The sequence below is a fragment of the Noviherbaspirillum malthae genome, assembly GCF_015352985.1.
Lineage (GTDB): Bacteria > Pseudomonadota > Gammaproteobacteria > Burkholderiales > Burkholderiaceae_D > Noviherbaspirillum > Noviherbaspirillum malthae.
On the sequence record NZ_JACYXF010000069.1, the window covers coordinates 1 to 25,136 of the forward strand.

Genomic DNA, 25,136 nt, shown 5'->3' on the forward strand with positions numbered 1-25,136 from the left:
AAAACTACCCCAGGCCAATAACGTCGACGACTACGACGCGCTCCTGCCTTGGAACATGCCAACAGATCTCCGCTGATCCTCAAGCGTCACCCCTGTATATAGAGGGGCGTGTTTATTGATCGCTTACGCCAAACTAGCGCTGCAGCACGGCGTCAACGCCAACATGTTGTTCAAATGGCGGCGTCAGTACCGAGCTGGCCAATTTGATGCATCACCTCCCCCAGCGACATTTCTTCCGGTGACACTGCAATCGGAGCCCACCACAGTAGCCGATCCTGTGTCCCAGTGCCAGGAACCCAGCTCAGCTTCCGAAGCTTCATCGTTGACCGGCACCATCGAGATCCGGTTTGCCCAGGCCGTGGTGCGGGTACAAGGCCATGTCGATATAGCCGTGCTGGGCACTGTGCTGTCCAGCCTGAACCGATGATGACGCTGCCGGCGGGCACACGCATCTGGATTGCTGCCGGGGTGACCGACATGCGCTGTGGCTTCAATGGGCTGGCCGCGAAGGTGCAGGCAACACTCGCGGAAGACCCCTTTGCTGGCCACGTCTTCGTCTTCCGGGGACGACGTGGCCATGTGGTCAAACTGCTGTGGGCTACCGGTGATGGCCTTTGCCTGTTTGCCAAACGGCTCGAACGAGGGCACTTCGTCTGGCCGCAAGCCGACAGCGGCAAGGTGCATTTGACGCCAGCCCAGTTGTCGATGCTGCTCGAAGGGATCAACTGGAAGCAGCCTGAGCGAACGGCGCCTGCACTGTCGATGTTGTAAACGTCGGCCGACATGCGTAAACTGCACGCATGTCAGCCGATGCCGGTTCCTTGCCAGATGATATCGAAGCCCTCAAGGCGCTGCTGCGCCAACGTGACGGCGAGCTGCAGCAGTTGCGTGACACAGTTTCGACACTGGAGCAGGCACTGAGCGTAAGGACGTTGGAGATCGAACAGCTCCATCTGCAACTGGCCAAGCTCAAGCGCATGCAGTTTGGCCGCAAATCCGAGAAGCTGGACCGGCAGATCGAGCAGCTCGAGACGCGCCTGGAAGATCTACTGGCTGAGGAAGGCACGCAACCCGAGTCCGAGATAACACCAACATCCAAGGCGCCGGTGAGCAAGCCGTCCACGCCACGTCAACAACTACCGGCGCATCTGCCGCGCGAAGACCGCATTCTTGAGCCTGCCGAACAGGCATGTCCTTCTTGCGGCGGGCAACTCAAACCGCTGGGTGCAGAGGTGTCCGAGCAGCTTGACCTGATCCACGCCGCCTTCAAGGTGATTCGCCATGTCCGCCGCAAGAAGGCATGCGCCTGCTGCGACGTCATTGTGCAGCCCCCAGCAGCGAGCCGTCCGATCGAGCGCGGCATTGCAGCGCCTGGCCTGCTGGCCCATATCCTGGTCTCCAAGTTTGCCGACCATCAACCCTTATACCGGCAATCGGTCATCTATGCACGCGATGGCGTGGATCTGGATCGCTCCACCATGGCGCGCTGGGTAGGCAGTTGCGGCGCCTTGTTCGATCCGCTGGTGCAAGCGCTGCGTCAGTACGTGCTGGCGCCAGGCAAGGTACATGGTGACGACACGCCGGTGCAGGTTCTGGCTCCCGGCAATGGCAAGACCCGCACCGGCCGGTTCTGGGTTTATGTGCGGGACGACCGCAATGCCGGATCGAGCGCGCCGCCAGCGGTATGGTTTGCCTACACCGCAACGCGCCAGGGACAGCATCCGCAGTCACATCTTGCCCAGTTCAGCGGCGTGTTGCAGGCCGACGCCTATGCTGGCTACAACGAAGTCTATGCCGATGGGCGCATCCGGGAAGCGGCCTGCATGGCGCATGCAAGACGCAAGCTGCATGACGTGCATGTCGGCGGAGCCACGGCCACCACGACCGAAGCACTGCGCCGCATTGGCGAGCTGTACGCAATCGAAGCCCAAATCCGAGGCCAACCGCCGGACCAGCGCCTGGCTGTACGGCACCTACAGGCACGACCGTTATTGGAGAGTCTGCATGCCTGGCTGCAGGAGCGGCTGTTGACACTATCGCGGCATTCGGACACGGCCAAAGCGATCAACTACATGCTCAACCACTGGAAGGCCTTGGCATATTATTGCGAGAACGGCCAAGTGGAGATCGACAACAACATTGCCGAGAATGCATTGCGCGGGGTCTCTCTCGGTCGCAAGAACTTCCTGTTCCTGGGTTCGGATAGCGGTGGCGAACGTGCTGCGGCGATGTACTCGCTCATCGGCAGTGCCGGGCTCAATGGCATTGATCCGCAAGCCTATCTGCGCTATGTGCTGACGCACATCGCTGATCACCCGGTGAACCGGATTGGCGAGTTGTTACCGTGGAATGTGGCTGACAAACTCGCCAGCGTATCGCTCTGATACCTATAACCTCGCAACATCCTCCGCGCAAAAACCGATAACGGCGTCAAGACGTTGCTGGTGCCACGCTTACGATAATGTTCGGCCATCACGTTAAGCTTATTAGTCCTCAATTTGTCCGCCCGTTCGTCAAAGGCAATAAGAACGATGCCATTGATGCAGAAGCGATTTGTGAAGCTGCCTCTCGTCCTAACATGCGCTTTGTGTCACCAAGAACTGAAGCGCAGCAAATTTTGAGCGCTCTGCATCGTGTGCGTGAGTCGCTCGTACGTGACCGGGTCAAGGCTTGCAATCAGATTCATGGCTTTCTGCTGGAGTTTGGCGTCAGCCTACCCGTCGGTCCAGGGGTGATCAAACGTCTTCCTTCCGTGCTGGCGGAACACCCTCTGCCAGCACGGCTGATTTCCATTCTCGAACGTCTACATTCGCATTACAAATATTTGGACGAGCAAATCACCGAGGTGGAACAGGACCTGCGGCGCCAGTTGCAGGAAGACGACCTGGGGCAGCGGCTGATGGGAGCGCCGGGTGTGGGACCAATCACCGCTAGTCTGCTTTCGGCCGAACTAGGCGATGGAAAGCAGTATGGCTGTGCACGGGATTTTGCAGCATCAATAGGATTGGTGCCGAAGCAGTACAGTACCGGCGGGCGAGCCAACCTGCTTGGCATTAGTAAACGCGGCGATAAAAATCTGAGATGTCTGCTGGTGCAATGTGCCAGAGCGTACATGATGCACCTCGATAAACAAAAAGGAATCTTGGCCGACTGGGTGCGTGCGATGCTTACACGGCGCCATTCTAATGTCGTGGCGTGTGCATTGGCAAACAGGTTGGCCCGTACAGTCTGGTCAATGGCTTTCCGCCGCAGTGAATATCATGCTGCGTAGGTGCCCATAGCAGCCTAAGCAGTATGTAAGTTTAAGAAGTATGAAGCACCTACCTGGTTTTGCGACTGTAGAAATTGGATGACATGAATGGCACAACGGCCTGGTGGAAAACCTGAGAAAAAAATTGGCCTTCGAGGTCGAAATTCTTTTAAGGACTGCCAGGCGCGACTTTCATCGTGGCGCGGAGAAACGATCTCCAACCAGACGCCGGATAGATTTACGCAAGCCAATCAAACCACCTAAAATCTACTCTTGCAAAAAGGAGGGTGACCATAGATTTTTTTCGTGTCGACGATGATGATAGGGTCGCCTGTGGCTTAAAACTGGGTGCGTTGCTCACCAATATGCTCAAACTGCTCGTTGCGTTCTTTGGGAGATGCTCCCCTAGCTTCTGCGCGGCGCGCATTGGCCTTCGGGGAGAACTCGAATTTGTGCAGCAATTTTGCAACCGTCATGCGGCTCGCCGGATGGCCTCGTGCTGTGAGTGCCTGACTTAAATGTCGCAGCGAACTGCGCTGGCCTTGGCGCGGCGCCCCATGGGATCCCCAGCGGTTTCAGACTCGAGCAGTTCGAGCAGTGCCGCTTCAAGTCCAGGATCCTGGTCTTCAGCAGCGGGCCGGCCTCCACCTGCCGCACGCAAGTGAACATCAGGAGCCTGAGTTAGGTCAGCCTTGATCTCAACGCATCCACGCAGAATCGTCGTTGGACTCATGCCAGTGATCCGTGCCAGCAACTGCTTACCGCCCTGCCCGATATGTAACGCCTCCACGGCAGCGAACCAGCGCCGCTGTGGTTCGCTGAGCCGGCTCATGAGGACATTGATGTGATGATGATAGACCCGGTCAGGATGCTGCCGCCCTGACCGACAGATTGGGCAGGTGCACTGGTGAATCGACGACGTTGCCATGGCAGCCTCCTTATCAGCGACTGATGCCATGAAACCGATTCTCCCCCTATTCTCAGCAAATCACCATGTTGTTGTATGACAAGCCCAATGCGCCGGCTGGGTTTGCGCGGCGCCGTACGCGGCACGCCGGTTCGTATGACAGTCAGTGATAGGGCGATGCCTTCTCCACTGGATCGGGTCCACTTTACTCTTCAGTAAATTTTAATTCGGCGTAGGCGTCAGGAACGCGTCCAGCCGGCCTCGTCGATCGCAGGCGCCGGATTGCTGCCGTTCCAGTGGTTGGCGAGCACGCGGCGGCCGTTGATGCCATCCGAATCCGCCGAGACCAGCCACAACAGTGGCGGCACGATGATCTGCGGATCGAGCAGTGTAGCGCGTACTGCATCGGGCAGGGCCGGCGGGATCATGCCGGTCGCGGTTACTCCGCCAGGAAGCAGTGCGTTGACCGTTACACCGGTGCCTTCCAGATCCTGCGCCCAGATGATGGTTTCGGATTCCAGCGCGGCCTTGGACGGACCGTAAGGCGAAAAGCCGCGCCGGCGCATGGTTTCGTAGTTCATCGAGATGTTAACGATGCGTCCCCAGCCGGCGCGTAAAAGGTGCGGAACGGCGGCGCGCGCCATCAGAAAAGGGCCGTTCACGTTGGTATCAATCACCATGCGCCAGATCTCCGGCTGTACTTCCCAGAACCGGGGTGGCTCGACAAGAAAACGCTCGCTGGCGTACTTCATGCCGCGTCCGGCATTGTTGACCAGAACGTCCAGACGCTGCCAGCGCGCCAGCGCCGCGTTCACGACCCGTTCGCAATCCTCTGCAATGCGCACATCCGCGATTACCGGCAGCACACGCTGGTCGCCGCACTCTGCATGAATCTCGGCGGCCACCTGTTCCAGTTCGGCGCTTTCCCGTGCGGCAGTGGCGACCACGCACGCTCCGGCCCGAGCCAACCCCTGGGTCATCGCCCGTCCCAGCCCGCGTCCGCCGCCGGTGACGATCACGACGCGCCCGTCCAGTGTTTGCCGGTCCATGGGGCTCATCGGTTCAAGGCCTGCATTTGCGGCGCGGCATAACGTTCTCCGGCGGCAGCGCCGGGTGGCAGAATACGGTCAATACGGGCGAGGTCCTCAGTGCTCAGTCGGACGTCAAGCGCACGAACGTTGTCCTCCAGATGCGGCCGCCTCTTGCTGCCGGGGATCGCCACGATATCTTCGCCCTGCGCCAGAACCCAGGCGAGCGCGAGCTGGGCCGGGGTGCAGCCCTTCTCTGCAGCGATGCGCCCAACTTCGGTCACCAAATCCAGGTTGCGCTGGAAGTTCTCGCCCTGAAAGCGCGGCGAATGGCGCCGGTAGTCGCTCTCGTCGAGGTCCTCGATGCGCGTGATTTGGCCGGTCAAGAACCCGCGCCCGAGCGGACTGTACGCGACATAGCCGATTCCAAGTTCGCGCATGGCAGGCAGGATGGCTTGCTCGGGGTCGCGGCTCCAGAGCGAATACTCGGTCTGTAGCGCGCTGATTGGATGGACCTGGTGTGCGCGCCGGATCGTCTCCGGCGCAGCTTCGGACATGCCGAGAAAGCGCACCTTGCCTGCTTGCACCAGATCCACCATTGCGCCGATGGTTTCCTCAATGGGCACATTGGGATCGACCCGATGCTGATAATACAGGTCGATATGGTCGACACCTAGCCGCTGCAGGGAGGCATCGCAGGCCTGCTTCACATACTCCGGATCGCCGCGCACACCGAGAAACTCGCCGTTGTCGCCGCGCACGTTGCCAAACTTGGTTGCGAGGACCACCTGATCGCGCCGGTCGCGGATCGCCTTGCCGACCAGCTTCTCGTTGGTGAACGGACCGTACATGTCGGCCGTATCCAGAAAGTTAATGCCGCATTCGAGCGCGCGGTGAAGGGTGGCAATCGATTCTGCTTCGTCACCGCGGCCATAGAACTCCGACATGCCCATGCAGCCGAGACCGAGCGCGGAAACCGTCAAGCCTTGTCGTCCCAGTGTGCGCATCTTCATTTGAATTCTCCTGTTGGCATTCTTTAAAGAAATGCATTCGACAATCACGATAATCTCGGGTTCCTGGTGCGTTGATTCGCCGAGGCAGTCCTGCTCACGTGAATGACCGTCGTCTGCTCAAGGGCCAGCCGTGCTCGGGCTGCTTCTGATCGATTCACTCCAGCATCATCCTTATACAGGCTCCTCTTTCTGCGTTCTAGGTAGCTGCTGATTGCACCAATAGCGGCGCTTGCTAGCCAAGCCCTTGAGGCCATCGCGTTCGAACCATCTCTCCCAGCGTGCGACGGTATGACGAGTGGTACGCAGGGCGGCGGCCACATCGGTATAGCTCTTGCCTCCCTTCAAATGCGCCAGGGCGATATAGCGCAGCCGTCGTCGCCCGTTCGGTTCTTCCCTAGTAAGCACAAGTCGAAGTTGTATTGTTGCAGTCCCTGCAACGCTTCTGGCGTCTACATGGCCGCCTACGGGACAGAACCGTGTCTTCTTCAGACCTCCACCGCCACACGCGGTTCGCTTATGTTCGGATTTGGTATAAGCCTGGAAAGGATACTGTTACCTTGTCTCACGTACCCGGATCATCCCTTCTTGGGCCATGGTTGCTACCATCTCCCCTAGCCGATTATAGACGTGGCCTAGGGTAAGCCCACGTCCGCCTGATGCATTGGGGCTGTCCATCACAAATAGCAGCCAGTCGTCCATGCGGAAGGGCCGATGGAACCAAATTGAGTGATCCAGGCTGGCAAGCTGTAGCCGCGGGTCGCCCACCTTATAGCCGTGTGGCTGCAGACAGGTGCTGAGTAAGCCATAGTCCGATACGTACGCAAACAGTGCTTGGTGAATTCTATAATCATCATCGATCTTGCGTGGCGCTCGCATCCATACCCGCTTGTGCGGCACGCTGACGCCAGCATTGAAGATGTCCCCGTCAGGATATCCACGAAAATCGACCGGCACTGGATAGTAGGCTATGCCCTGCGCTTCCCCCCGCTGCTTCCAGCTTTCCAGCGAGCTGGGCATCGTATCTGGATCTCGGTTTTCACCACTGGACTTCTGATGTGAAAGACCATCTTCCGGAGCTTGGAAGGATGCCGACATCACGAATAGACGACGGCCCTCCTGAGTGGCTACAACGCGCCGAGTGCTGAAGGTGCCCCCGTCACGCACCCGCTCGACCAGATACACGATAGGTAGATGTAGGTCGCCGGGCAGAAGGAACATCGCATGCATCGAGTGCGGGGGGCGGCCGTCCACAGTGGTTGAAGCAGCATACAAGGATTGTCCAAGTACTTGGCCGCCAAAAACGCGCGGGCTCCCCATGAAGTGGCTTTTTCCGACGAATCGATCCTTGTCAAGGTTTTCAACACGGAGGACATTGAGGACCGTATCGGTGTCGTAAAGCGAAGTGTCAATCATAGAAAAATATAAGCAGCCGGCCACGCGGCGCCAGCAATAGGGTCATTTGGTTGGAGATGACGTTTAACGACGAACCGGTTACTTATTGCAGCCGGGATCGGTCTCGAACAAGATTTACTGCGGTTTCTTGTACGGATCGCTTCGGCGCGGCGCACGAGGATTTCCGTCAGCGCCTTGTCCTTGCGGTGTAAAGCTGGAAAAATCCCGGCTTGTCGCCAAGGGTTTGCGCCATCGTTTCCAGAGGATCGTTGGATAGTGTCGATGCCACCAACGCAACCTGCGTGAGGACCGAGACCCGAACCGCGGCAAGGTCGCCGTGGCCGTTCTGAATGCACAGGCCGGTCACGCCAACCGGCACTGTGATCAACTGGCTAGGGGAGCGCAGGCCGAACAACTCGATCGACACCTCATATTTACAATAGTTTACCATCATCCGCGGCATGATGCTCGAGTGGCTGAAGGCGGCGCCATTGCCGTTCTGCGTCGCGTCATCGCTGCAGCCACCGTGTGCATAGTTGAGCACCGACGGCGTCATTGCCGCCGTAGTGCGCCTCCAGTGTCCGGAAGTCGACAGGCAATCGCCGCAGGATGCCTTGCAGTGGCTTGAAGTAGATCTCGTACTGGAAGTCGCCGAAATGCCCGATTCCTTCTCCAATCCGTTTATCTATGGGCAGCGTGCTGCACCGCGCCGTGCCGGCGCCTAGGAACGGGCAGCCGCACCAGTCACCGGCCGGTGGATCACGTGGCAGGCAGCTTGTAATCCTTGAATTGCTCGCGTATGCGGTTCTTCAAGACCTTGCCGGTAGCGCCGATCGGCAGTGCATCGACGAATGCGACGTCATCCGGCGTCCACCACTTTGCAATCTTGCCGTCGTAGAACCTGATCAGCTCTTCCTTCGTCACTTCCGCGCCCGGCTTCTTCACCACCACCAGCAGCGGCCGCTCATCCCATTTCGGATGAAAAACGCCAATGCAGGCGGCCTGCTGCACAGCCGGATGTGCCATGGCGATGTTCTCCAGGTCGATCGAACCGATCCACTCGCCGCCGGACTTGATCACGTCCTTGCTACGGTCCGTGATCTGCATGTAGCCGTCGGGGTCGATGGTAGCCACGTCGCCGGTCGGGAACCAGCCTTCCTCCAGCACGTCACCGCCCTCGTTCTTGAAATAGCTGCTGATGATCCACGGTCCCTTGACTAGTAGGTTGCCGTAGGTCTTGCCGTCCCACGGCAGTTCCTTGCCGTCGTCGCCGACGATCTTCATGTCCACGCCGAAAATCGCATGACCCTGTTTCTCCAGGATGGCCTGCTGCTTTTCCGGCGGCAGGGTCAGGTGATGCGCCTGCAGCGTGCAGGCCGTCCCCAGCGGCGACATTTCGGTCATGCCCCAGGCATGCACCACCTCCACGTCGTACTGTTCGCGGAAGGCCTTCATCATCGCCGGCGGGCAGGCCGATCCGCCGATCACCGTGCGCTTGAAGGATGAGAACGTGAGGTTGTTCTGGCCAACATGGGTCAGCAACCCGAGCCAGACCGTCGGCACGCCCGCGGAGAATGTCACCTGCTCCTGCTCGAACAGCTCGAACAGCGATTTTCCATCCAGCGCAGGTCCCGGAAAGACCATCTTGGCGCCGGTCAGCGGCACCGAGTACGGCAGGCCCCAGGCATTGACGTGGAACATCGGCACCACCGGCAGCACGACGTCGCGCGCGGAGACGTTCAGGGCATCCGGCATGGCCGAGGCATAGGAATGCAGGACCGTCGAGCGATGCGAATAGAGCGCGCCCTTGGGATTGCCGGTCGTGCCCGAGGTGTAGCACAGGCTGGAAGCGGAGTTTTCGTCGAACAGCGGCCATTCGTAATTATCCGAGCTGGCCTCGATCAGATCCTCGTAGCACAGCAGGTTGGCGATCTTGCTCTCGGCCGGCATGCGGTCACGTGCGCACATCATCACATAGCCCTTGACCGTCTTGCAGTGGGCGGCAAACGCTTCCACCAGCGGCAGGAAATTCAGGTCGAAGAACAGGTACTGGTCCTCGGCATGGTTGGCGATGTAGGCGATCTGTTCCGGGTGCAGGCGAGGGTTGATGGTATGCATCACCGCGCCGGACCCGGAAATCGCGTAGTACAACTCGAGGTGGCGGTAGCCGTTCCAGGCCAGCGTGGCCACGCGGTCGCCCATCTTCACGCCGAGGCCGCCGAGCGCGTTGGCCATCTGGCGCGCGCGCTTGTGGCAGTCACGATAGGTATAGCGATGGATGTCACCTTCGACGCGGCGGGATACGATTTCGTTGGCGCCGCAGTAGCGGTCGGCATGCTCGATGATGCTGGAGATGAGCAAGGGCTCGCTCATCATCTGTCCCATGACTGGGCTCTTCGGGTAGTTCCCCATCTTCTTGAAACCTCTCTCTCGTTGGTGTGATCCAGCCACTCCCTCCGGCGCAGACTAGCTTCCCGGGCACGCAGGGAGGCTTGCGGTAAACGTCACTGCTCCTTTCCGGGAAAAATTAGTCTACCACCGCCTTCGCTGCCTGAATTGAATCTATTTGTTGATCTGGCCGGGGGAGCAATTCATGACTTTTTGATATGAAATGCCGGCATTGCATGGCTCGGTTGGCAGCGCTTGCTCGGCCGTGCTACATTGCCCATAAAAGCGGTTTGCATCGGGTAAAAATATAACTGTGCGCCGGCGTTCGGCACCCCGGCTGATGGGCAGGGCCAATCGCCGGCAGCGCGGCATGTACCCGCAGCAGGCGATACATCAGCGCACGGTGAGGCGTAGCGAAAGAGCCGCCATGCGGCGAGAGAGTGGGAGACAGACCATGCGAACACGAGGAATGCCCTCGTTCGGCCTGCTGGCCGAAAAGCAAAAGGACCGAGTGTATGTTTTCGGCGAAGAAGGATTCATCTTTACCAGCCCGTACGTCCTGACGCCGGCAACATCCCGCAACTACATCACCATCCTCATCACTATCGATAGCAACGGTTTCCTGATCGGCGAGACAGGGCAAATGAAAAGCGTCCGCGCGGCTATCGTTGGCTGCCAAGTGTCGCGTTCGCTCGCCGCGGTCGACGTCAAACTGGTCAGTATCAACATCACGCCGGCACATCCGCTTTTCGCGCCGCTGGCGGCCGTCACCCGGGACGCTATCCATGAACTATCGCCGGCCGTTCACCGCGAATATGACGCCGATCTCGAGGAACTGTTCGTCGGCTCCCTGCCGAGCGCCCGCATACAAAGTCTCTTCCACAGCATTGTCGGCAATGCCGCTGGCTGCCTGGGCATACGCTGCAAGCCGCCGTGTTACCGCGAGGATCTCGTTGCGTTGCTACAGGAAAACCCGGCCCTTACCCTCGGCGAACTCGCCGATGAGTTGAAGGTCAGTTATGCGACCGCGTCGCGGACCTTCATGCGGACCTTCGGCCTGCCGCTGCGCAGCTATCAATTTTCGGCACGTCTGCACCGGTGCCTGAACATGATCGCAGACGCGAAGCGTCTCACTGATCTCGCCCACGATGCAGGCTTTGCTGATTCTGCCCATTTCACCCGGGCATGGCAGACCGCCTTTGGCATGCCGCCGTCCTATCTGACGAACAAGACGCAATGCGACATGCGCGGCTTCTGATAATAATGCTTTTTTCCCTGTTCGCCAGCCTACTGCTAGCCGGTTGCGCTGCCATGCCGCGGACGGGACAGGCACAGGTCAACGGCACCACGCTGAAGTATGTCGAGCAAGATACCGGCGTTCCGGTCGCCTTCATGCGGAGTATGTCCACGGGCGCGGCGTGTTCGCGGACGTGCCGCGAGACGACATCCTGGCCGCCTGGGCCGAGCTCTACCCGCGCGCCTTCATCGATGACGACGGCGCAGGCGGCGCCGATTTTCAGCAGGAAGCCCGGACCGACAACTGATGGCAAGGCGCCGCGGCATAGATCAAGAACCGCCGCCTCTCTTTCCGCCGACATATCCGTGCGTGCGTTTTCGCTCATCCGGCATGCCCGGAATGGACTGACAGCGTTGCGTTTTCGAGCCCTATCTAAACCAAAAGATAAAGCTGGGAACGACGAGATTCCTAGCAATGGGAGTAGTGAAAGAAGTGAAGCACATGACGAAGAGCGAACTGGAAAATGTCATTCACAGTTGCCTGGCGAAGTGGAACGCGCGTCACGATTCCAGGAATGACCTGGACGACAAGCGTTACCGCCAGGCGCGAGAGCGGCTGAACGATGAGTTCGGCGAAGAGTGGACTATTCATCTCACGGAAGACAGCCAACTACTCTACGAACTTCGCATTAGGCACCCCGTTACACGTCTCGGACCTCCTCCGCCTCCGCAGGGACGCGGACGGTGTCATAGGGACATGAAAGTGGGAATGATGGCTTGCATACGTCGATATTTCTGTGGAAGCGCGGGTTGAGCACGCCGCAGCGCGGCAAGAACGGCGCGGGTCAGCGCGGCGCCGGGCAGGTGCTCTGGTGGACGGTATCGGATTGGTTGCAGATCGGTGAGGGACGTCGACGGATCGAGAATACGTAACGCTTGTGCAATGCTCAAGAGCGTTTCGCGCAGCGAGTGCACTTGAGCGTGAAGACGTAGGCGCTCATGGTACTTAGAGCTTAGCAATAAATAAGTTGGTCAATTTGATGTGGCTGTGTTGGCCGTGGGCTAATCGTATAGTTCCATGGCGGGCAAACAGCATGCGGCTCAATGCGCAAGGCTCGCATTTCGTCATTCGAGACGCGTTCCCCCAGTTCATTGCCGCCTCGCTTGAGGATCGCCCTGACCCGTAACCCCGTGCACGTTTCGGTCCCTTCGATGTATTTCATCATCGTGTCGAACGTCCGTAGCGGCACTCCCGCCCAATTCATGCTGATGTGGCTGAACAAGCGATGCTCGATCGGATTCCATTTCGAGCAACCCGGAGGATAGTGGCACACCGTAATCGGCAGGGCCGCAATATCACTGAGCTCCTGCAACTGTGCTTTCCATACACGAGATCGATAGCTGTTTGAACCACCGGCATCGGCCAGGATCAATAGGCGATGCGCGTCACGATAACGCTTTTGTCCTTCGAAGAACCACCAGTCGCCAATCGCCTCCACCGCAAAGCGTGGCGTGTCAAAGCAATCTCCCACACAGACGAAGCCCCGATTCGCGCTGACTTCATAGACGCCATAGGGGATTGCCTGGCCAATCGCATCCTGCGGCCAGTCATGCACCAGCACCGGCTCCGCCACCTTGCGCCACGTTCTTCCCGCGTTTTTAAAGTCGCCAATTAGCTCTTTTTTTCGTGTCGACGCTGATGATGGGATCCCTCGTGGTGCCAAAGTCCTCGCGCTGTTCATTGATATGGTCAAACTGCTCATGGCGCTGAGCCGCTGAAGCACCCCGGACTTCGGTACGCCGCGCATTGACCTTCGGCGAATACTTCAGTTTGCGCAGCAGTTTTGAGACGGTCGGACGGCTGACGGCATGCCCCTTTTTCTTCAGTGCTGCGCTCAGGTGCTGTAATGAACTGCGCTTGGCCATGGGACGCCGTCCCATGGGATCGCCCGCCGTTTCCAATGCCAGCACGGTTTCCAGGGCTTGCTCCAATTCGGGATCGCGCTCTTGCGCGGTAGGCCTGCCTCCGCCTGGTGCACGCAAATGGAAATCCGGACAACCGGCCAGATCTGCTTCGAGCTCACGACGCCCCCGCAAAATGGTGGTCGGACTCATGCCGGTGATTTGCGCCAGCAACTGCTTGCCGCCATGGCCGACACGCAGGGCTTCCAACGCCACGAACCAGCGCCGCTGTGGTTCATTGAGCCGGCTGAGAAAGAGGTTAATGTAGTGATGAAAGGCTTGATCCGGATGCGGCGTTGGTGATTGGCAAAGCGGGCATTCGCAATGATGTACCGGTGAATGCGTCATGGCGGTCTCCTTCGCGAAACCAGTGACATGAATTCTATTGTGCACCTGCTACCATCAAATCGCCATCTTGTGTTTTTAACAAGTCCTACGAACCGTTGGCATACACTTTTTTCAGCTGACCTCATCGTCAATGATCAGAACTAATATGCTGCGTGGCAATCGATCGTTCATGAGCAGCAAAAGCAGCAACCGCCTATGCAGACGCATGTGGGCCACAGCCCTTTGCGGCCAATCTTGTTTCGACATCGAATTGAAGATTGCTCCATTCTACAAACCAGTCCCTGAACCGGGTCAGCCCCTCCTCCAGCGAGGTCGACGGAGTAAAGCCGACCATCTGCTGCAGGCGCGACGTATCGGCATATGTCGCCGGCACGTCGCCGGGCTGCATGGGCAGGAATTCCAGCTCGGCCTTTACGCCAAGCACCTTTTCCAGCTTCGCAATGAAGTCGATGACTTGGACTGGCTGATGGCTGCCGATATTCAAGACAGTGTGCGCAGCTCCTTCAACGTCCGCCGGTGGTCCCGTCAATACACGGACCACGCCCTCGACGATGTCGTCGATATAGGTGAAATCCCGGCTGAGCAAGCCTTGCGCGAACACCGGGATTGGCTCCCTCTTCAGCATTTTCCTGGTGAAATTGAAATAGGCCATGTCAGGCCGGCCCCAAGGTCCGTACACCGTGAAAAAGCGCAGGCCGGTCATGCGCAGGCCAAACAGATGGCTGTAGCAATATGCCAGCAGCTCGTTGGATTTCTTGGTCGCGGCGTACAACGATACTGGCTGATCCGTCATGTGGTCTTCACGGAATGGGACATCGTGGCTGGCGCCGTAGACGCTGCTGCTGCTCGCATAGACCAAATGACGGGGACACCAGCGCCGGCAGCCTTCCAGCACATGCGAAAAGGCAACGAGGTTGGACTCGATGTAGGCTGCCGGATTCTCCAGCGAATGCCGGACGCCCGCCTGCGCCGCCAGATGCACCACATGCGAAGGCCTGGTCCTGTGGAACAGCTCGTCGACCTGGGCGCGGTCCGACAGCTCCACCCTTTCGCAGGCTATCCCATGGAGACGCAACAGCGCTTCGACCCGGTCGGCCTTCAGCCGAGGCGAGTAATAATCGTTGAAATTGTCGCACGCGGCCACGCGCCATCCCATGGCCGCCAGGCGGGCTGCAACATGACTGCCGATGAAGCCCGCCGCTCCCGTTACCAAGACCGTTTCGTCGTCTCTTTTCATCCTTCCTCCCTTGCGCAGCCCGCCGGCGCCCCGACGGCTGCGTTCGTCGAAAAACCTCCCATGAGCGGCGCGCCAAGCAGCGACGACGCCGCGGTGACCAGGAAAAATCCGCTCGACGCCACTACCCCATGTACTGGGTCGAGCCGCAACAATTGCAAGCCGTACAGGAAGACCACTTCACGCGCGCCCAGCCCGCCGATGCTCAATGGCAAGGCGGCCGCGACGGACGACAGCAGGAAGATGCACAGGAAGGCCGGATAATCGCCTGCGGCCACTGGCAGGCAGGCCAGCAGAGTCGCCATGCAGCCGAGCTGCAGGCACTGCACCGCCAGGCCATGGACGAGCACCGCCGCCATACGCGCGCCGTGCATCCGCAGCAGCCGATGGTGCAGCCACACGCTGGCCAGGGCCACCGCCGCGCCGCCGACGAAAGCCGCCATGCGCACCGCGTCCTCATGCCATGGCGGATCGACGAAAGGCAGCAGCACGCAGACCAGCACAAGCAGGATCAGGACACCGCTGACACGGTCGACCAGCGTGACCCACAGCAGCGTCCTGAGCGGAGCGGCCTGGCGGCGGTGCAGCACCAGGACCTTGTAGCCGTCGCCGCCGATGCCGCCGGGCAGGAACAGGTTCAGAAACATGCCGGCGTAGTACAGGCGCAGGTTTTCCCATTCATTCAGCAGGATGCCGGCATGGCGTTGATACAGGTTGAGCCGCACGGCGCTGACGATCTTCGACAGGTTGAATAGCAGCAGTGCGGCCAGTAGCCATGCCATGTGCTGCGGCTCGAGCGCCAGCGATACAACCTGACTCAAGTCGATCTGCCAGACCACTAGAACAACTAGGCAGAGGGAGACCAGCGACTGGACCACAAACTTGAGCGGTCTTGAGACAAAATCAGATGACGATCTGCTTCTTGATGCTGTAAGGTCTTTTATTCTGAGATTCATAGTAGGTGCGCATGATCAGGTCCGCGATGAAGCCAGTCGTGGTGAGCTGTATGCCGGCTACAACCAGCAGCAGGCCGAGGAACAGTAGCGGGCGCCCGCCGATCGACTCGCCTAGCAGCTTATCCACCGCCAGGTAAGCGTTGATCAGCAGACCTGCCAGGAACAGGATGATCCCGGTGCCGCCGAAGAAATGCATCGGTCGCTGGCCATATTTTTGAAGAAACACCATCAGCAGCAGATCGCTGACGACCTTGAGGGTGCGGTTGATGCCGTACTTGGAGACGCCGGCATGGCGCGGATGATGGCGCACCTCGATTTGCGTCAAGCGCGCACCGTGCATGCTGGCCAGCACCGGAATGTAACGGTGCAGTTCGCCGTAGAGGCTCAGGTTCTTGGCAACGTCGCTCTTGAACAGTTTGAGGGTGCAGCCGTAATCGCTGATGTATACGCCGGTCATGTGACGGATGAGCCAGTTCGCCAGCTTGCTGGGCGCCTTACGCAGCAGCAGCCCGTCCTGGCGCTTGGCGCGTATTCCGGCAACCACATCGCAGTCCTCTTCCTGCAGGCGCTTTATCATGAGCGGGATATCGTGCGGGTCGTTCTGCAAGTCGCCGTCGAGCATGACGATCAAGTCGCCTTGCGCGGCATCGATGCCCGCCGCCATCGCCGTGGTTTGGCCATAGTTCCGGTTAAGCACCAGAATACGGGTGCCGGGCCGGGCGCAGCGCTCAATTTCTGCCGGCGTCCCGTCGCGCGAGCCATCGTCGACGAAGATGACTTCGTGCCGGACGCCCTCCAGCGCATCGGCGATGCGTGCGGTCAGTAGATTGATATTGTCTCGTTCATTCATGACCGGGATGACGACTGAAAGCAGCATTTACGGTTTCCGGAAAGCGATGAGAATAAAATAGAAAACGACGCTTTTCGCACTGCTGCCACGCAGCTGCAGGTTGAGCTGGCCTTGCTCCTGTACCATGCAGCGGGGATAGGTGGCCAGGAAACGCTCCAGCAGGTCGGACTCAGCATTGCCATCGCTTCCATACGTGACGATCAGGGCTTCTTCCGGCAAGGTCCCGGGCCGTTTCAGCAGGTCTTCTGACAGTAGAGTACGCAATGCCGGCCGCTGGAAATACAGATTGCCGGCAATCAGCTTTTCATCGGTGATGATCGGCACGTTCGGAAAGCGGCGAGCGAGCTTCTCTGCCAATTCAGGATACGGGTGCAGCGATTGCACATTCCTGTTGAAGGCTGGCCCGAGGTAAGCCCGCAACGGTATCGCCAGCAATATCATCATGGCGACAACGGCGACTGCCGCCAGAATGCGCCGATACACGGCGCCCTGCGCTAGTGCGGGCCACCATAGGAAACATGCCAACGGCAGAGAAAACAGCAGAGGCTGCAGCCAGCGATCCTTGATCTTGCCGACTTCACTGGAGAGTAGCACGCAGGTCAGCACAAGAAAAAAGCCTGCATAAAGCGCGATGAAGAACCGGGCGTGCGGATCGCGCCAGCGGAATTCGATCTGCTTCCACTGATCACGGCCAGCCAGACCATAGATGATCGCTGCCAGCGCGACGAAGGAAAATGTCGCCGTCACCATGCTAGCCATTCCGGTCGCCACATTGCGAACGAAGCCAGCTTGCTGAGTGCCTTCGGCCATTTTATCGAGAGTGCCGCTGACCGCAGATCCCAGGTTATTCAGCAACCATAGCCCATGCGGCAACAACGTCATGAATGCAATCGCCGCCGATATACCCGTCTTGCGATTCCACAGGGTCTGCCTGTGCTCTTTCACCAAGAGGCTGGCCGACATCAGCCCGGCTAGAAACACCGCGAAGTTGTACTTGGCCTGCAGCCCGAGTCCGATCAACAGTCCGAACAATGCGTAGTACGCAGCGACAGGCTTACGCAGCAAGGCGAAATAGCACCAGAGCGTGGCGCAGGCTAAGGTGGTCAGCAGCACCGAGTGCGTGAGATCGCGCTGCGATTCCCAGCCGATCTGCGGAAAAAGCAGCAAGGAAGCCGATGCCGTCATGGCACCGCGCGTACCGATCAGAGGCTTGCCCAGGCCGAACATGCTCAAATATGTGGCGAACAACAGTAGGTTCTTGAGCGCCGAGAGGGCGAACAGGTTGAGGCCGAATAGCTGGAACATCAGCCACTGCAACCAGTTGTACAACGGAGGCTGCGACCCATATCCTGCCCTAAGTTCCCGGGAAGCAATGACCGCTTCGGCCTCGTCCAGATCCAGGAAGTCGGACACGTTGATGCGGATGACGAGATGCAGCAGAAAATAGGCACCAAGCGCCAGCACGAACACCGCACCGCCGCGGGGCGGCAGGGTCCGGAAAGCATGTTTTTCGTTATCCGCCAAGGAATGCACGACACCTATCTCTCTTCATCGGGTTGCCGGATTCAACGTCAACCCTTCCTGTTCCAATTCGACTGAACCGGCTCCGATAATGCGCCTCTGCCGCCTTGACTGCCTCCTCGCGGAATTCCTTCGTATAACCCGCTTTCGGTACTCGATTCAGCTATGCCTCCGTACCTCAATTCTACGAACCGTCGGCAGACACTTTTTCCAGCTGACCTCAAGTCAGCCAAGCGGCGACGACGTGTACGGACCGCGTGGGCTTAACGGCTCAGCTAGGAATAGAAGGCAGCGAGCGGCACCATTGTCTGGCAAGCTACTTTTTGCCGGCAGCGGCGCTGCTTTCCAGCGGACCATAATTTTCCAGTCTGACCGCTGCAGACCGGCCGGGTTCTGGCCCCGGCAGTCCCGCCTTCACCGACTCCACAGTGGGCCCAAGGTTGTATTCATATTGGGGCGCCGGCACTTGGCCGTCGTGCACCCGATTCTGGCGGCGCTGCAAGTAGGCGTCCCTGACGAACACATAGCGGTCGAGGGCGGCTGCTTCAAGCAGGTTCGATGCGTCGAGCGCGCGGGCACGCAGGTCCACGACGCGCGTCACGGTGCCTGCAGCGGTCCAAGGCTGGGAAGAAACATAGGCCCAGCCGTCAGCGGCGAGATCGAGTGGCGTCGCGAGCGAGTCGCGTACCGTGGACGGGCCGAGCAGCGGCAGCACGAAGTACGGCCCGGATTGCACGCCCCACTTGCCCAGCGTCTGGCCGAAGTCCTCGCTGTGCTTGGGCAGGCCCGCCTCGGTTGCGATATCGAGCACTCCGAGGAGGCCGAGCGTGGAATTGACCGCGAACCGCATCGTGTCGTTGATGCCGTGCTCGAACTTGCCCTGCATGTAATTGTTGGCGGCGATCCAGACGTCACCGAGATTGCCGAAGAAGTTGCTGATGCCCGTCTGCACGAATCTCGGCAGGGTTGCGCGATACGCTTCGGCAGCGGGCTTGACCGCAATCTGGTCGACCTTGTCGTTGAAGTTAAACACGGCACGGTTGTAGCTCTCGAACGGGTCGTGGGGGTTGTCCCCTAAGGTAGCGCAGCCGGGCAGGGATAAAGCTATCAGCAGCACGATCACTGCCGTCTTATGCGTTGTCATTGATTACTCTCCACTCCTGCCGTCGCTTGTTTCAGAGAGGACTGGACCGTGGCTTCGTTCAACCCTCCGCCAAGCGAGCGATACAGGTCCACTGCATTCGTTAGCCGCAGCTGGCGGGTCTGCACCAGCGATTGCTCGGCCGAGAACAGTTCACGCTGCGCGTCGAGCACTTCGAGCGAGCTGGCGATGCCGCCCTGGAAACGCTGTTCGGCCAACCGGAGCCGGTCAGCCTGCGCTTCCACCACCCGGCGCTGAGCATCGATCTGCTCGTCGATGGCGCCGCGCGCGACCAGGGCATCGGAGACTTCGCGGAAAGCCACCTGGATCGTCTTTTCGTAGTTGGCCACGGCGATGTTGTTGCGCACCTCGGCGAGTGATAGGTTGGCGCGATTGCGGCCGGCGTCGAAGATCGGCAGTACCAGTTGCGGGACGAACGACCAGGTGCGGGTGCCGGCCTCGAACAGGTCGCCCAGTTCGCCGCTGGCGCTGCCGATGCCCGCAGTGAGCGATATGCGCGGAAAGAAGGCTGCGCGGGCGGCGCCAATGTTGGCGTTGGAGCCGATGAGCTGCAGTTCGCTAGCGCGAATGTCGGGACGGCGGATCAGCAGGTCGGACGGCAGGCCGGGCGGAAGCTCGGCGACGATGTTCTGTTCCGACAGGCTGCGCGCCGGTGGCAGTTCGGCCAGCGGCTGACCAGCCAACAGGGCCAGTGCATTCTGTGCCTGCGCACGCTGGCGCACCAAGCCGGCCCGCGTTGCGCGCGCGGTCTGCACCAGCACTTCTTGTTGGCGCAGGTCCAACGCCGACGAGGCGCCGACTTCAAAGCGCTGTTGGGCCAGCTTATAGCCGGTTTCGCGTGCATTGAGGGTGCGCTGCGCCAGCTCCTGCTGTTCCGCAAATGCGCGTTCGGCCAGGTAGGCCTTGGCGACTTCGGCCACCAGGCTGATCTGCGCCGAGCGGCGCGCCTCTTCGGTCGCTAAGAACAGTGCTAGCGCCGCCTCGTTCAGGCTTCGCACGCGGCCGAAGAAGTCCAGTTCGAAGGCGGCAAGGTTGAGGCCGACCTGGTAGCTGGTGGACACCGCCGAGGTGCCGAGCGGCGAGGTGGCGGCGGAAGTCCTGCCGCGCGAACCGGCCAGCGCCGCATTGAAGTTGGGCAGCAGGTCGGCCGAGACGATGTTGTACTGCGCGCGGGCTTCCTCGATGCGCAGGGCGGCCACCCGCAGGTCGCGGTTGTTGGCCAGGGTCGATTCGATCAGCGCCTGCAGCCGCGGGTCCTGGAAGAACTCGCGCCAGCCGGTGTCGGCGGTGGCGGTGGCGGTGGCGGTGGCCACCGGCTCGGGCGGATAGGTGTTGGCGATCGGCGCGGCCGGGCGCTCATAGCGTGGCACAAGCGAACAGGCGCTCAGGATGCCCGCGGCGAGCAGGATGGAAACGGAGTTGCGTATCTTCAGCATGGTTCAGACGCCCCTTTCGGCTTGCGGGGCGGGTTGCGGTGAATGGGCAGCCCAGAATTCCTGCTGGCGCTTGCTGCCCTTGAACAGGCGGCGCACCACGACGAAGAACACCGGGACCAGGAACACGGCCAGCACGGTGGCGCTGATCATGCCGCTCATCACGCCGGTACCGATGGCGCGCTGACTGGCCGAGCCGGCGCCGCTGGCAATAGCCAGAGGCAGCACGCCGAGGATGAAGGCCAGAGAGGTCATGATGATTGGGCGAAAGCGCAGCTTGGCGGCTTCCACGGCCGATTCGATCAATCCCTTGCCTTGCGCCTGCAAGTCCTTGGCGAACTCGATGATCAGGATCGCATTCTTCGCCGACAGGCCGATGATGGTGATCAGGCCGACTTTGAAATAGACGTCGTTGGGCATGCCGCGCAGGGTCACGCCGAGCACGGCGCCGAGCACGCCGAGAGGCACCACCAGCATCACCGACAGTGGAATCGATGTGCTCTCGTACAGCGCGGCCAGCACCAGAAACACCGCCAGCAGAGACAGTGCCATCAGCATCGGCATCTGGGCGCCGGAGGTGCGCTCCTCGAGCGACTGCCCGGTCCATTCGAAACCGAAGCCGACCGGCAGCTTGGCGGCGAGCTGTTCCATCTCCGCCATCGCGTCGCCCGAGCTGAAGCCGGGCGCGGCCTGGCCGGCGATTTTCATCGCCGGGTAGCCGTTGTAGCGCACGATTTGTACCGGACCATTGATCCACTTGGCCGAGATAAAGGTCGCCAGCGGCACCATATCACCGACGGCATTACGCACATACAGGTTGCCCAGGTCTTCCGGCTTTACCCGCTGCGTGGATTCCGCCTGCAGGATCACGCGCTGCTGGCGGCCCTGGTTGGGGAAGTCGTTGAGGTAGGATGAGCCAAGCGCGGCCGACAGCGTGTTGTTGATGTCGGCGAAGGACACACCGAGGGCGCTGGCCTTGTCACGGTCCACGTCGACCTGCAGCTGCGGCGCATCTTCCAGGCCTTCAGGACGCACGCCGGTAACGAGCTTGCTCTGTCTTGCCATGCCGAGCAGCTGGTTGCGCGCGGCGAGCAATGCCTCGCGCCCCATGCCGCCACGGTCCTGCAGCCGGAAGTTGAAGCCAGTCGCGTTGCCCAGTTCCGGGATCGGTGGCGGATTGAGCGCGAACACGATCGCATCCTTGATCCCCATCAGCACGCCCATGGCCTTGCCGGCGATCTTGTCGGCGGTGTCTTCGCCGCGCTCGTCCCAGTCCTTGAGCGGAACGAAGGCAATGCCCGCGTTCTGGCCGCTACCGGAGAAGGAAAAGCCAATTATCGAAATGATATGTTCGACGCCGGGCTGCTTCAGGAAATGGCCTTCCACCTGCTTGACGACGTCCTGCGTACGATTGGCGCTGGCGCCCGCTGGTAGCTGGATGTTGGTCAGAATGTAACCTTGGTCTTCGTTAGGTAGGAAGGACGATGGCAGACGCATGAACAGCAAGCCGACCACGGCAAGGATCAGGCCGTAGACCACCATGTAGCGACCTGTCTTGCCGAGCATTGACACCACCGCGCGCTCGTAACCGTTGGTGGCGGCGTTGAACTTGCGGTTAAACCAGCCGAAGAAGCCGCGCTTCTCGTGGTGGTGGCCCGCTTCCACGGGCTTAAGTAGGGTGGCGCATAGGGCTGGCGTAAGCGTTAGCGCCATCAATGCCGAGAATGCGATTGAGGCCACCATCGACAGCGAGAATTGGCGGTAGATCGCACCCACGGCACCGCCGAAGAACGCCATCGGGATAAATACTGCGATCAGAACCAGCGTGATGCCGATGATAGCGCCGGTGATCTGGCCCATCGCCTTGCGCGTAGCTTCGGCGGGTGAAAGCCCTTCCTCGCTCATGATGCGCTCGACGTTCTCCACGACCACGATCGCATCGTCGACCAAGATGCCGATAGCCAACACCATGCCGAACATGGTCAGCACATTGATGGAAAAGCCAAACACATACATCGTGGCAAAGGTGCCCATCAGCGTCACCGGCACTACGATGGTCGGAATGAGCGTGTAGCGGATATTCTGCAGGAACAGGTACATTACCAGGAACACCAGCACCACCGCTTCGAGTAGCGTCTTGACCACTTCCTCGATTGAAATCTCGACGAACTTGGAGGTGTCGTATGGAATCTCATACTGAATGCCAGCCGGGAAGAACTTCGACAGCTGTTCCATCTTGGCGCGTACTGCGGTGGCGGTGCCGAGCGCGTTGGCGGTCGGCGATAGCTGGATACCGATCGCAGACGACGGATTGCCATCGGTGCGTGCCGAAGTCGCATAGGCCTGACCGCCCAGTTCCACCGTCGCGACGTCGCGCAGACGGACTACGGAGCCGTCGGTATTGGCCCGCAGCACGATGTTTCCGAACTGCTCCGCTGTGGTAAGCTGGCCGGTGACCACAATGGGCGCGGTAATCTGCTGGCTGCCTGGAGAGGGTAGTTCGCCCAAACTGCCGGAGGCGACCTGTGCGTTCTGCGCGCGGATGGCGTTAGCGACATCGGTGGGCGTGAGCTTGTATCCCACCAGTTTGTCCGGATCGATCCAGATGCGCATCGCGCTTTCGGTGCCGAACAGAATTGCCTCGCCGACGCCCGGAACCCGCTTGATTTCGTTGAGCACGTTGCGAGACAGGTAGTCGCCAAGTGCAATCGGGTCCATGCTGCCGTCCTTGGACGACAGAGTTACCACTGCCAGGAAGTTGCTGCGGGCCTTTGTGACCTGTACGCCCTGCTGGGTGACCGGTTGCGGTAGACGTGATTCCACCCGGCGCATGCGGTTCTGCACCTCGACCGCGGCCAGGTCAATGTTGGTTCCTGGGGTGAAGGTGGCGGTGATCTGTGCCTGACCGTTGCCCTGGCTCTGCGACTCCATGTACTGCAGGCCTGGTGCGCCGTTGAGCTCCTGCTCGATCAGGCTGGTAACACTGTTTTCCAAGGTCTGCGCAGTGGCACCCGGATAGATGGCGGTGATCTGCACCGCTGGCGGTGCAATGGTCGGATATTGCGCCACCGGCAGGCCCGTGATCGACAGAATGCCAGCGAGCAATATAAAGACCGCGATCACCCAGGCAAAGACCGGGCGATCAATAAAATATTTTCCCATTCGTTTGCTCTCTTATTTGGATGCGGCCGGCTGTTGCTGGGCACCCGGTTGTACAGCGGACTGCACAGGCTGTGCTCCCTGTTGTGCGCCGTTGGCGGCCTGCTTCCATGGTACGGTTTTGACGACAGCACCGGGAGGAGCCTTCTGGAAACCCTCGACAATTACGCGCTCGCCGCCCTTGAGGCCTTCGCTGATGACCCATTTGTCGCCGATTGCGCTTTGGGCCTTGACCGGGCGCGCAGCCACCTTGTTGTCCTCGCTGACCACCATCACGAACGAGCCGTTGGGCATGCGCTGCACGGCTTGTTGGGGTAGGGTAATCGCGTTCTCGCGCACGGCCTGTTCGACCCTGGCCCGCACGTACATGCCGGGCAGCAGGAATCGGTCGGGGTTAGGTACCAGGGCCCGCAGCGTGATGGCGCCGGTGCTCGGGTCGACTGTCTGGTCCGAGAACAGCAGCTTGCCCGGGTGGGGGTAGATCTCGCCGTCTTCCGTCACGACGGTGACTCTAGCCTCGTCCTTTCCGGCCTTCTGCAACTGGCCAGCGCTCATTGCGCGGCGCAGCCTGAGGGCCTCGGAAGCCGACTGCGTGATGTTGATGTAGATGGGGTCGAGCTGCTGGATGGTGGTCAGCGGCGTGGCGGTTCCTTGGCCAACCAGCGCGCCCTCTGTCACTAGCGCACGACCGATGCGCCCGGAGATCGGGGCGTTGACAGTGGCATAGCCGAGGTTGAGACGCGCCGTCGCCACTGCCGCCTTGGCGGACTGGACGTCGGCCGCCGCCTGCTTCTGCGCCGCCAGCGCCGTATCGTATTCCTGCTTGCTGATGGCATTGGTCTCGACCAGCGGCTTGTAGCGCTGAACGGTGGTGGTGGTCTGTCCCAGGTTGGCTTCAGCCCTGGCCAGGCTGGCCTGGGCGCTGTTGAGCGCCGCCTCGAACGGCGCCGGATCGATGCGGAACAGGATTTCGCCTGCCTTGACCTCGCTGCCCTCACTGAACACCCGCTTGGTCACGATGCCGGCCGCACGCGCCCGGACTTCGGCGGTGCGGGTGGCTTCAAGTCGGCCGGGCAATTCATTGGTCAGCGTGAGCCGCTCCGGCGCGGCGGTCACTACCGAGACCTCGGGGGGCGGCATGCCGCTCGGGGCTTGCGCGTAGGCGCTTGCGACCTGGTCGCCGCAGCCTGACAGGGTCAGCGTGGCAGCGAGGGCTACCGCCAGCGGATTGTATCGGTTAAGTGCTCTCATGAAGGTTTCTCGGGGGCAAAAATAATAGGATCTGCATGGTGCGCAT

At 60.2% G+C, this 25,136-nt stretch carries 22 protein-coding genes and 2 pseudogenes; 6 read left to right on the top strand and 18 right to left on the bottom strand.

The annotated features are described in order from the left end of the window. Positions 1 to 115 precede the first annotated feature (115 nt). The 4 genes and pseudogenes from IGW03_RS31865 to IGW03_RS31880 all read left to right on the top strand — a co-directional run. Positions 116 to 427: a transposase gene (locus IGW03_RS31865; RefSeq protein WP_194726487.1), complete on the top strand. Its 312-nt coding sequence runs from the start codon at positions 116 to 118 to the stop codon at positions 425 to 427. After that, positions 424 to 771: an IS66 family insertion sequence element accessory protein TnpB gene (gene tnpB, locus IGW03_RS31870; RefSeq protein WP_194726488.1), complete on the top strand. Its 348-nt coding sequence runs from the start codon at positions 424 to 426 to the stop codon at positions 769 to 771. Before IGW03_RS31865 ends, tnpB begins: the two co-directional genes overlap by 4 nt. Positions 772 to 800: 29 nt before the next feature. After that, entirely contained in the window at positions 801 to 2,384 is a 1,584-nt protein-coding gene (gene tnpC, locus IGW03_RS31875) for an IS66 family transposase (RefSeq protein WP_194726489.1), read from the top strand. An 80-nt stretch (positions 2,385 to 2,464) separates the two neighbouring features. Beyond that, positions 2,465 to 3,271 (top strand): annotated as a pseudogene (locus IGW03_RS31880) (IS110 family RNA-guided transposase); the annotation flags it as partial. A gap of 317 nt (positions 3,272 to 3,588) precedes the next feature. Here the strand turns inward: IGW03_RS31880 and IGW03_RS31885 are convergent. From IGW03_RS31885 to IGW03_RS31915, 7 genes are all read right to left on the bottom strand, one after another. Then, a complete protein-coding gene (locus IGW03_RS31885; protein WP_267253648.1) occupies positions 3,589 to 3,726 on the bottom strand; it encodes a hypothetical protein in 138 nt (45 codons plus the stop codon). A 38-nt stretch (positions 3,727 to 3,764) separates the two neighbouring features. Then, positions 3,765 to 4,178, bottom strand: coding sequence for a hypothetical protein (locus tag IGW03_RS31890; protein WP_151639466.1), 414 nt, complete (start codon positions 4,176 to 4,178; stop codon positions 3,765 to 3,767). Between the two features lie 218 nt (positions 4,179 to 4,396). Next, positions 4,397 to 5,206 carry an SDR family NAD(P)-dependent oxidoreductase gene (locus IGW03_RS31895; RefSeq protein WP_151639467.1) on the bottom strand — a complete coding sequence of 270 codons (810 nt, stop codon included), beginning with the start codon at positions 5,204 to 5,206 and terminating at the stop codon, positions 4,397 to 4,399. A 5-nt stretch (positions 5,207 to 5,211) separates the two neighbouring features. Beyond that, positions 5,212 to 6,198, bottom strand: coding sequence for an aldo/keto reductase (locus tag IGW03_RS31900; protein WP_151639468.1), 987 nt, complete (start codon positions 6,196 to 6,198; stop codon positions 5,212 to 5,214). A gap of 171 nt (positions 6,199 to 6,369) precedes the next feature. Next, positions 6,370 to 6,603, bottom strand: coding sequence for a helix-turn-helix domain-containing protein (locus IGW03_RS39130; RefSeq protein ID WP_194726490.1), 234 nt, complete (start codon positions 6,601 to 6,603; stop codon positions 6,370 to 6,372). A gap of 147 nt (positions 6,604 to 6,750) precedes the next feature. Beyond that, on the bottom strand, positions 6,751 to 7,611 hold the full coding sequence (locus IGW03_RS31910; RefSeq protein ID WP_194726491.1) for an acyl-CoA thioesterase: 861 nt from the start codon (positions 7,609 to 7,611) through the stop codon (positions 6,751 to 6,753). Between the two features lie 166 nt (positions 7,612 to 7,777). Beyond that, positions 7,778 to 8,146 (bottom strand): alpha-hydroxy-acid oxidizing protein, encoded by a 369-nt coding sequence (locus IGW03_RS31915; RefSeq protein ID WP_194726492.1) that lies wholly within the window; start codon positions 8,144 to 8,146, stop codon positions 7,778 to 7,780. Here IGW03_RS31915 and IGW03_RS31920 point away from each other — a divergent pair. Next, positions 8,127 to 8,315, top strand: a complete 189-nt coding sequence (locus IGW03_RS31920) for a hypothetical protein (protein WP_194726493.1) — start codon at positions 8,127 to 8,129, stop codon at positions 8,313 to 8,315. The genes IGW03_RS31915 and IGW03_RS31920 overlap by 20 nt on opposite strands. 34 nt (positions 8,316 to 8,349) lie before the next feature. Here the strand turns inward: IGW03_RS31920 and IGW03_RS31925 are convergent, their stop codons facing one another. Next, positions 8,350 to 10,002, bottom strand: a complete 1,653-nt coding sequence (locus IGW03_RS31925; protein WP_194726494.1) for a 3-(methylthio)propionyl-CoA ligase — start codon at positions 10,000 to 10,002, stop codon at positions 8,350 to 8,352. Positions 10,003 to 10,447: 445 nt separating this feature from the next. On the opposite strand from IGW03_RS31925, the gene IGW03_RS31930 reads away from it, so the two are divergent. Then, positions 10,448 to 11,236: a helix-turn-helix domain-containing protein gene (locus IGW03_RS31930; RefSeq protein WP_194726495.1), complete on the top strand. Its 789-nt coding sequence runs from the start codon at positions 10,448 to 10,450 to the stop codon at positions 11,234 to 11,236. A 725-nt stretch (positions 11,237 to 11,961) separates the two neighbouring features. Here the strand turns inward: IGW03_RS31930 and IGW03_RS31935 are convergent. The 10 genes and pseudogenes from IGW03_RS31935 to IGW03_RS31985 all read right to left on the bottom strand — a co-directional run bounded on the left by IGW03_RS31935 (position 11,962) and on the right by IGW03_RS31985 (position 25,090). Then, positions 11,962 to 12,165: a hypothetical protein gene (locus IGW03_RS31935; RefSeq protein WP_194726496.1), complete on the bottom strand. Its 204-nt coding sequence runs from the start codon at positions 12,163 to 12,165 to the stop codon at positions 11,962 to 11,964. A gap of 62 nt (positions 12,166 to 12,227) precedes the next feature. Then, positions 12,228 to 13,524 (bottom strand): annotated as a pseudogene (locus IGW03_RS39135) (ISAzo13 family transposase). A gap of 193 nt (positions 13,525 to 13,717) precedes the next feature. Beyond that, positions 13,718 to 14,761 (bottom strand): NAD-dependent epimerase/dehydratase family protein, encoded by a 1,044-nt coding sequence (locus IGW03_RS31950; protein WP_194726499.1) that lies wholly within the window; start codon positions 14,759 to 14,761, stop codon positions 13,718 to 13,720. Further along, positions 14,758 to 15,714, bottom strand: a complete 957-nt coding sequence (locus IGW03_RS31955; RefSeq protein WP_151639378.1) for a lysylphosphatidylglycerol synthase transmembrane domain-containing protein — start codon at positions 15,712 to 15,714, stop codon at positions 14,758 to 14,760. Before IGW03_RS31955 ends, IGW03_RS31950 begins: the two co-directional genes overlap by 4 nt. After that, positions 15,662 to 16,591, bottom strand: coding sequence for a glycosyltransferase family 2 protein (locus IGW03_RS31960; protein WP_151639379.1), 930 nt, complete (start codon positions 16,589 to 16,591; stop codon positions 15,662 to 15,664). The genes IGW03_RS31955 and IGW03_RS31960 overlap by 53 nt, the downstream gene beginning before the upstream one ends. After that, positions 16,592 to 18,088 carry an ArnT family glycosyltransferase gene (locus IGW03_RS31965; RefSeq protein ID WP_194726501.1) on the bottom strand — a complete coding sequence of 499 codons (1,497 nt, stop codon included), beginning with the start codon at positions 18,086 to 18,088 and terminating at the stop codon, positions 16,592 to 16,594. 313 nt (positions 18,089 to 18,401) lie between these two features. After that, positions 18,402 to 19,229 (bottom strand): MlaA family lipoprotein, encoded by an 828-nt coding sequence (locus IGW03_RS31970; RefSeq protein WP_194726502.1) that lies wholly within the window; start codon positions 19,227 to 19,229, stop codon positions 18,402 to 18,404. After that, positions 19,226 to 20,683: an efflux transporter outer membrane subunit gene (locus tag IGW03_RS31975; protein WP_194726503.1), complete on the bottom strand. Its 1,458-nt coding sequence runs from the start codon at positions 20,681 to 20,683 to the stop codon at positions 19,226 to 19,228. The genes IGW03_RS31970 and IGW03_RS31975 overlap by 4 nt, the downstream gene beginning before the upstream one ends. 3 nt (positions 20,684 to 20,686) lie before the next feature. Next, complete coding sequence (locus IGW03_RS31980) at positions 20,687 to 23,842, bottom strand: efflux RND transporter permease subunit (RefSeq protein ID WP_194726504.1); 3,156 nt, start codon at positions 23,840 to 23,842, stop codon at positions 20,687 to 20,689. A gap of 12 nt (positions 23,843 to 23,854) precedes the next feature. Further along, the gene (locus tag IGW03_RS31985; RefSeq protein WP_194726505.1) at positions 23,855 to 25,090 is read right to left on the bottom strand and encodes an efflux RND transporter periplasmic adaptor subunit; all 1,236 of its coding nucleotides are present in this window, start codon (positions 25,088 to 25,090) and stop codon (positions 23,855 to 23,857) included. Positions 25,091 to 25,136 lie beyond the last annotated feature (46 nt).

Excerpts from the sequence above, each read along its gene's own strand:
- IGW03_RS31910 (WP_194726491.1), bottom strand. The coding sequence starts at position 7,611 with ATGATTGACACTTCGCTTTACGACACCGATACGGTCCTCAATGTCCTC.
- IGW03_RS31900 (WP_151639468.1), bottom strand. The coding sequence starts at position 6,198 with ATGAAGATGCGCACACTGGGACGACAAGGCTTGACGGTTTCCGCGCTC.
- IGW03_RS31985 (WP_194726505.1), bottom strand. The coding sequence starts at position 25,090 with ATGAGAGCACTTAACCGATACAATCCGCTGGCGGTAGCCCTCGCTGCC.
- tnpC (WP_194726489.1), top strand. The coding sequence starts at position 801 with ATGTCAGCCGATGCCGGTTCCTTGCCAGATGATATCGAAGCCCTCAAG.
- IGW03_RS31975 (WP_194726503.1), bottom strand. The coding sequence starts at position 20,683 with ATGCTGAAGATACGCAACTCCGTTTCCATCCTGCTCGCCGCGGGCATC.
- IGW03_RS31930 (WP_194726495.1), top strand. The coding sequence starts at position 10,448 with ATGCCCTCGTTCGGCCTGCTGGCCGAAAAGCAAAAGGACCGAGTGTAT.
- IGW03_RS31885 (WP_267253648.1), bottom strand. The coding sequence starts at position 3,726 with ATGACGGTTGCAAAATTGCTGCACAAATTCGAGTTCTCCCCGAAGGCC.
- IGW03_RS31950 (WP_194726499.1), bottom strand. The coding sequence starts at position 14,761 with ATGAAAAGAGACGACGAAACGGTCTTGGTAACGGGAGCGGCGGGCTTC.
- tnpB (WP_194726488.1), top strand. The coding sequence starts at position 424 with ATGATGACGCTGCCGGCGGGCACACGCATCTGGATTGCTGCCGGGGTG.
- IGW03_RS31890 (WP_151639466.1), bottom strand. The coding sequence starts at position 4,178 with ATGGCAACGTCGTCGATTCACCAGTGCACCTGCCCAATCTGTCGGTCA.
- IGW03_RS31960 (WP_151639379.1), bottom strand. The coding sequence starts at position 16,591 with ATGCTGCTTTCAGTCGTCATCCCGGTCATGAATGAACGAGACAATATC.
- IGW03_RS31980 (WP_194726504.1), bottom strand. The coding sequence starts at position 23,842 with ATGGGAAAATATTTTATTGATCGCCCGGTCTTTGCCTGGGTGATCGCG.
- IGW03_RS31895 (WP_151639467.1), bottom strand. The coding sequence starts at position 5,206 with ATGGACCGGCAAACACTGGACGGGCGCGTCGTGATCGTCACCGGCGGC.
- IGW03_RS31925 (WP_194726494.1), bottom strand. The coding sequence starts at position 10,002 with ATGGGGAACTACCCGAAGAGCCCAGTCATGGGACAGATGATGAGCGAG.
- IGW03_RS31955 (WP_151639378.1), bottom strand. The coding sequence starts at position 15,714 with ATGAATCTCAGAATAAAAGACCTTACAGCATCAAGAAGCAGATCGTCA.
- IGW03_RS31970 (WP_194726502.1), bottom strand. The coding sequence starts at position 19,229 with ATGACAACGCATAAGACGGCAGTGATCGTGCTGCTGATAGCTTTATCC.
- IGW03_RS31915 (WP_194726492.1), bottom strand. The coding sequence starts at position 8,146 with ATGACGCCGTCGGTGCTCAACTATGCACACGGTGGCTGCAGCGATGAC.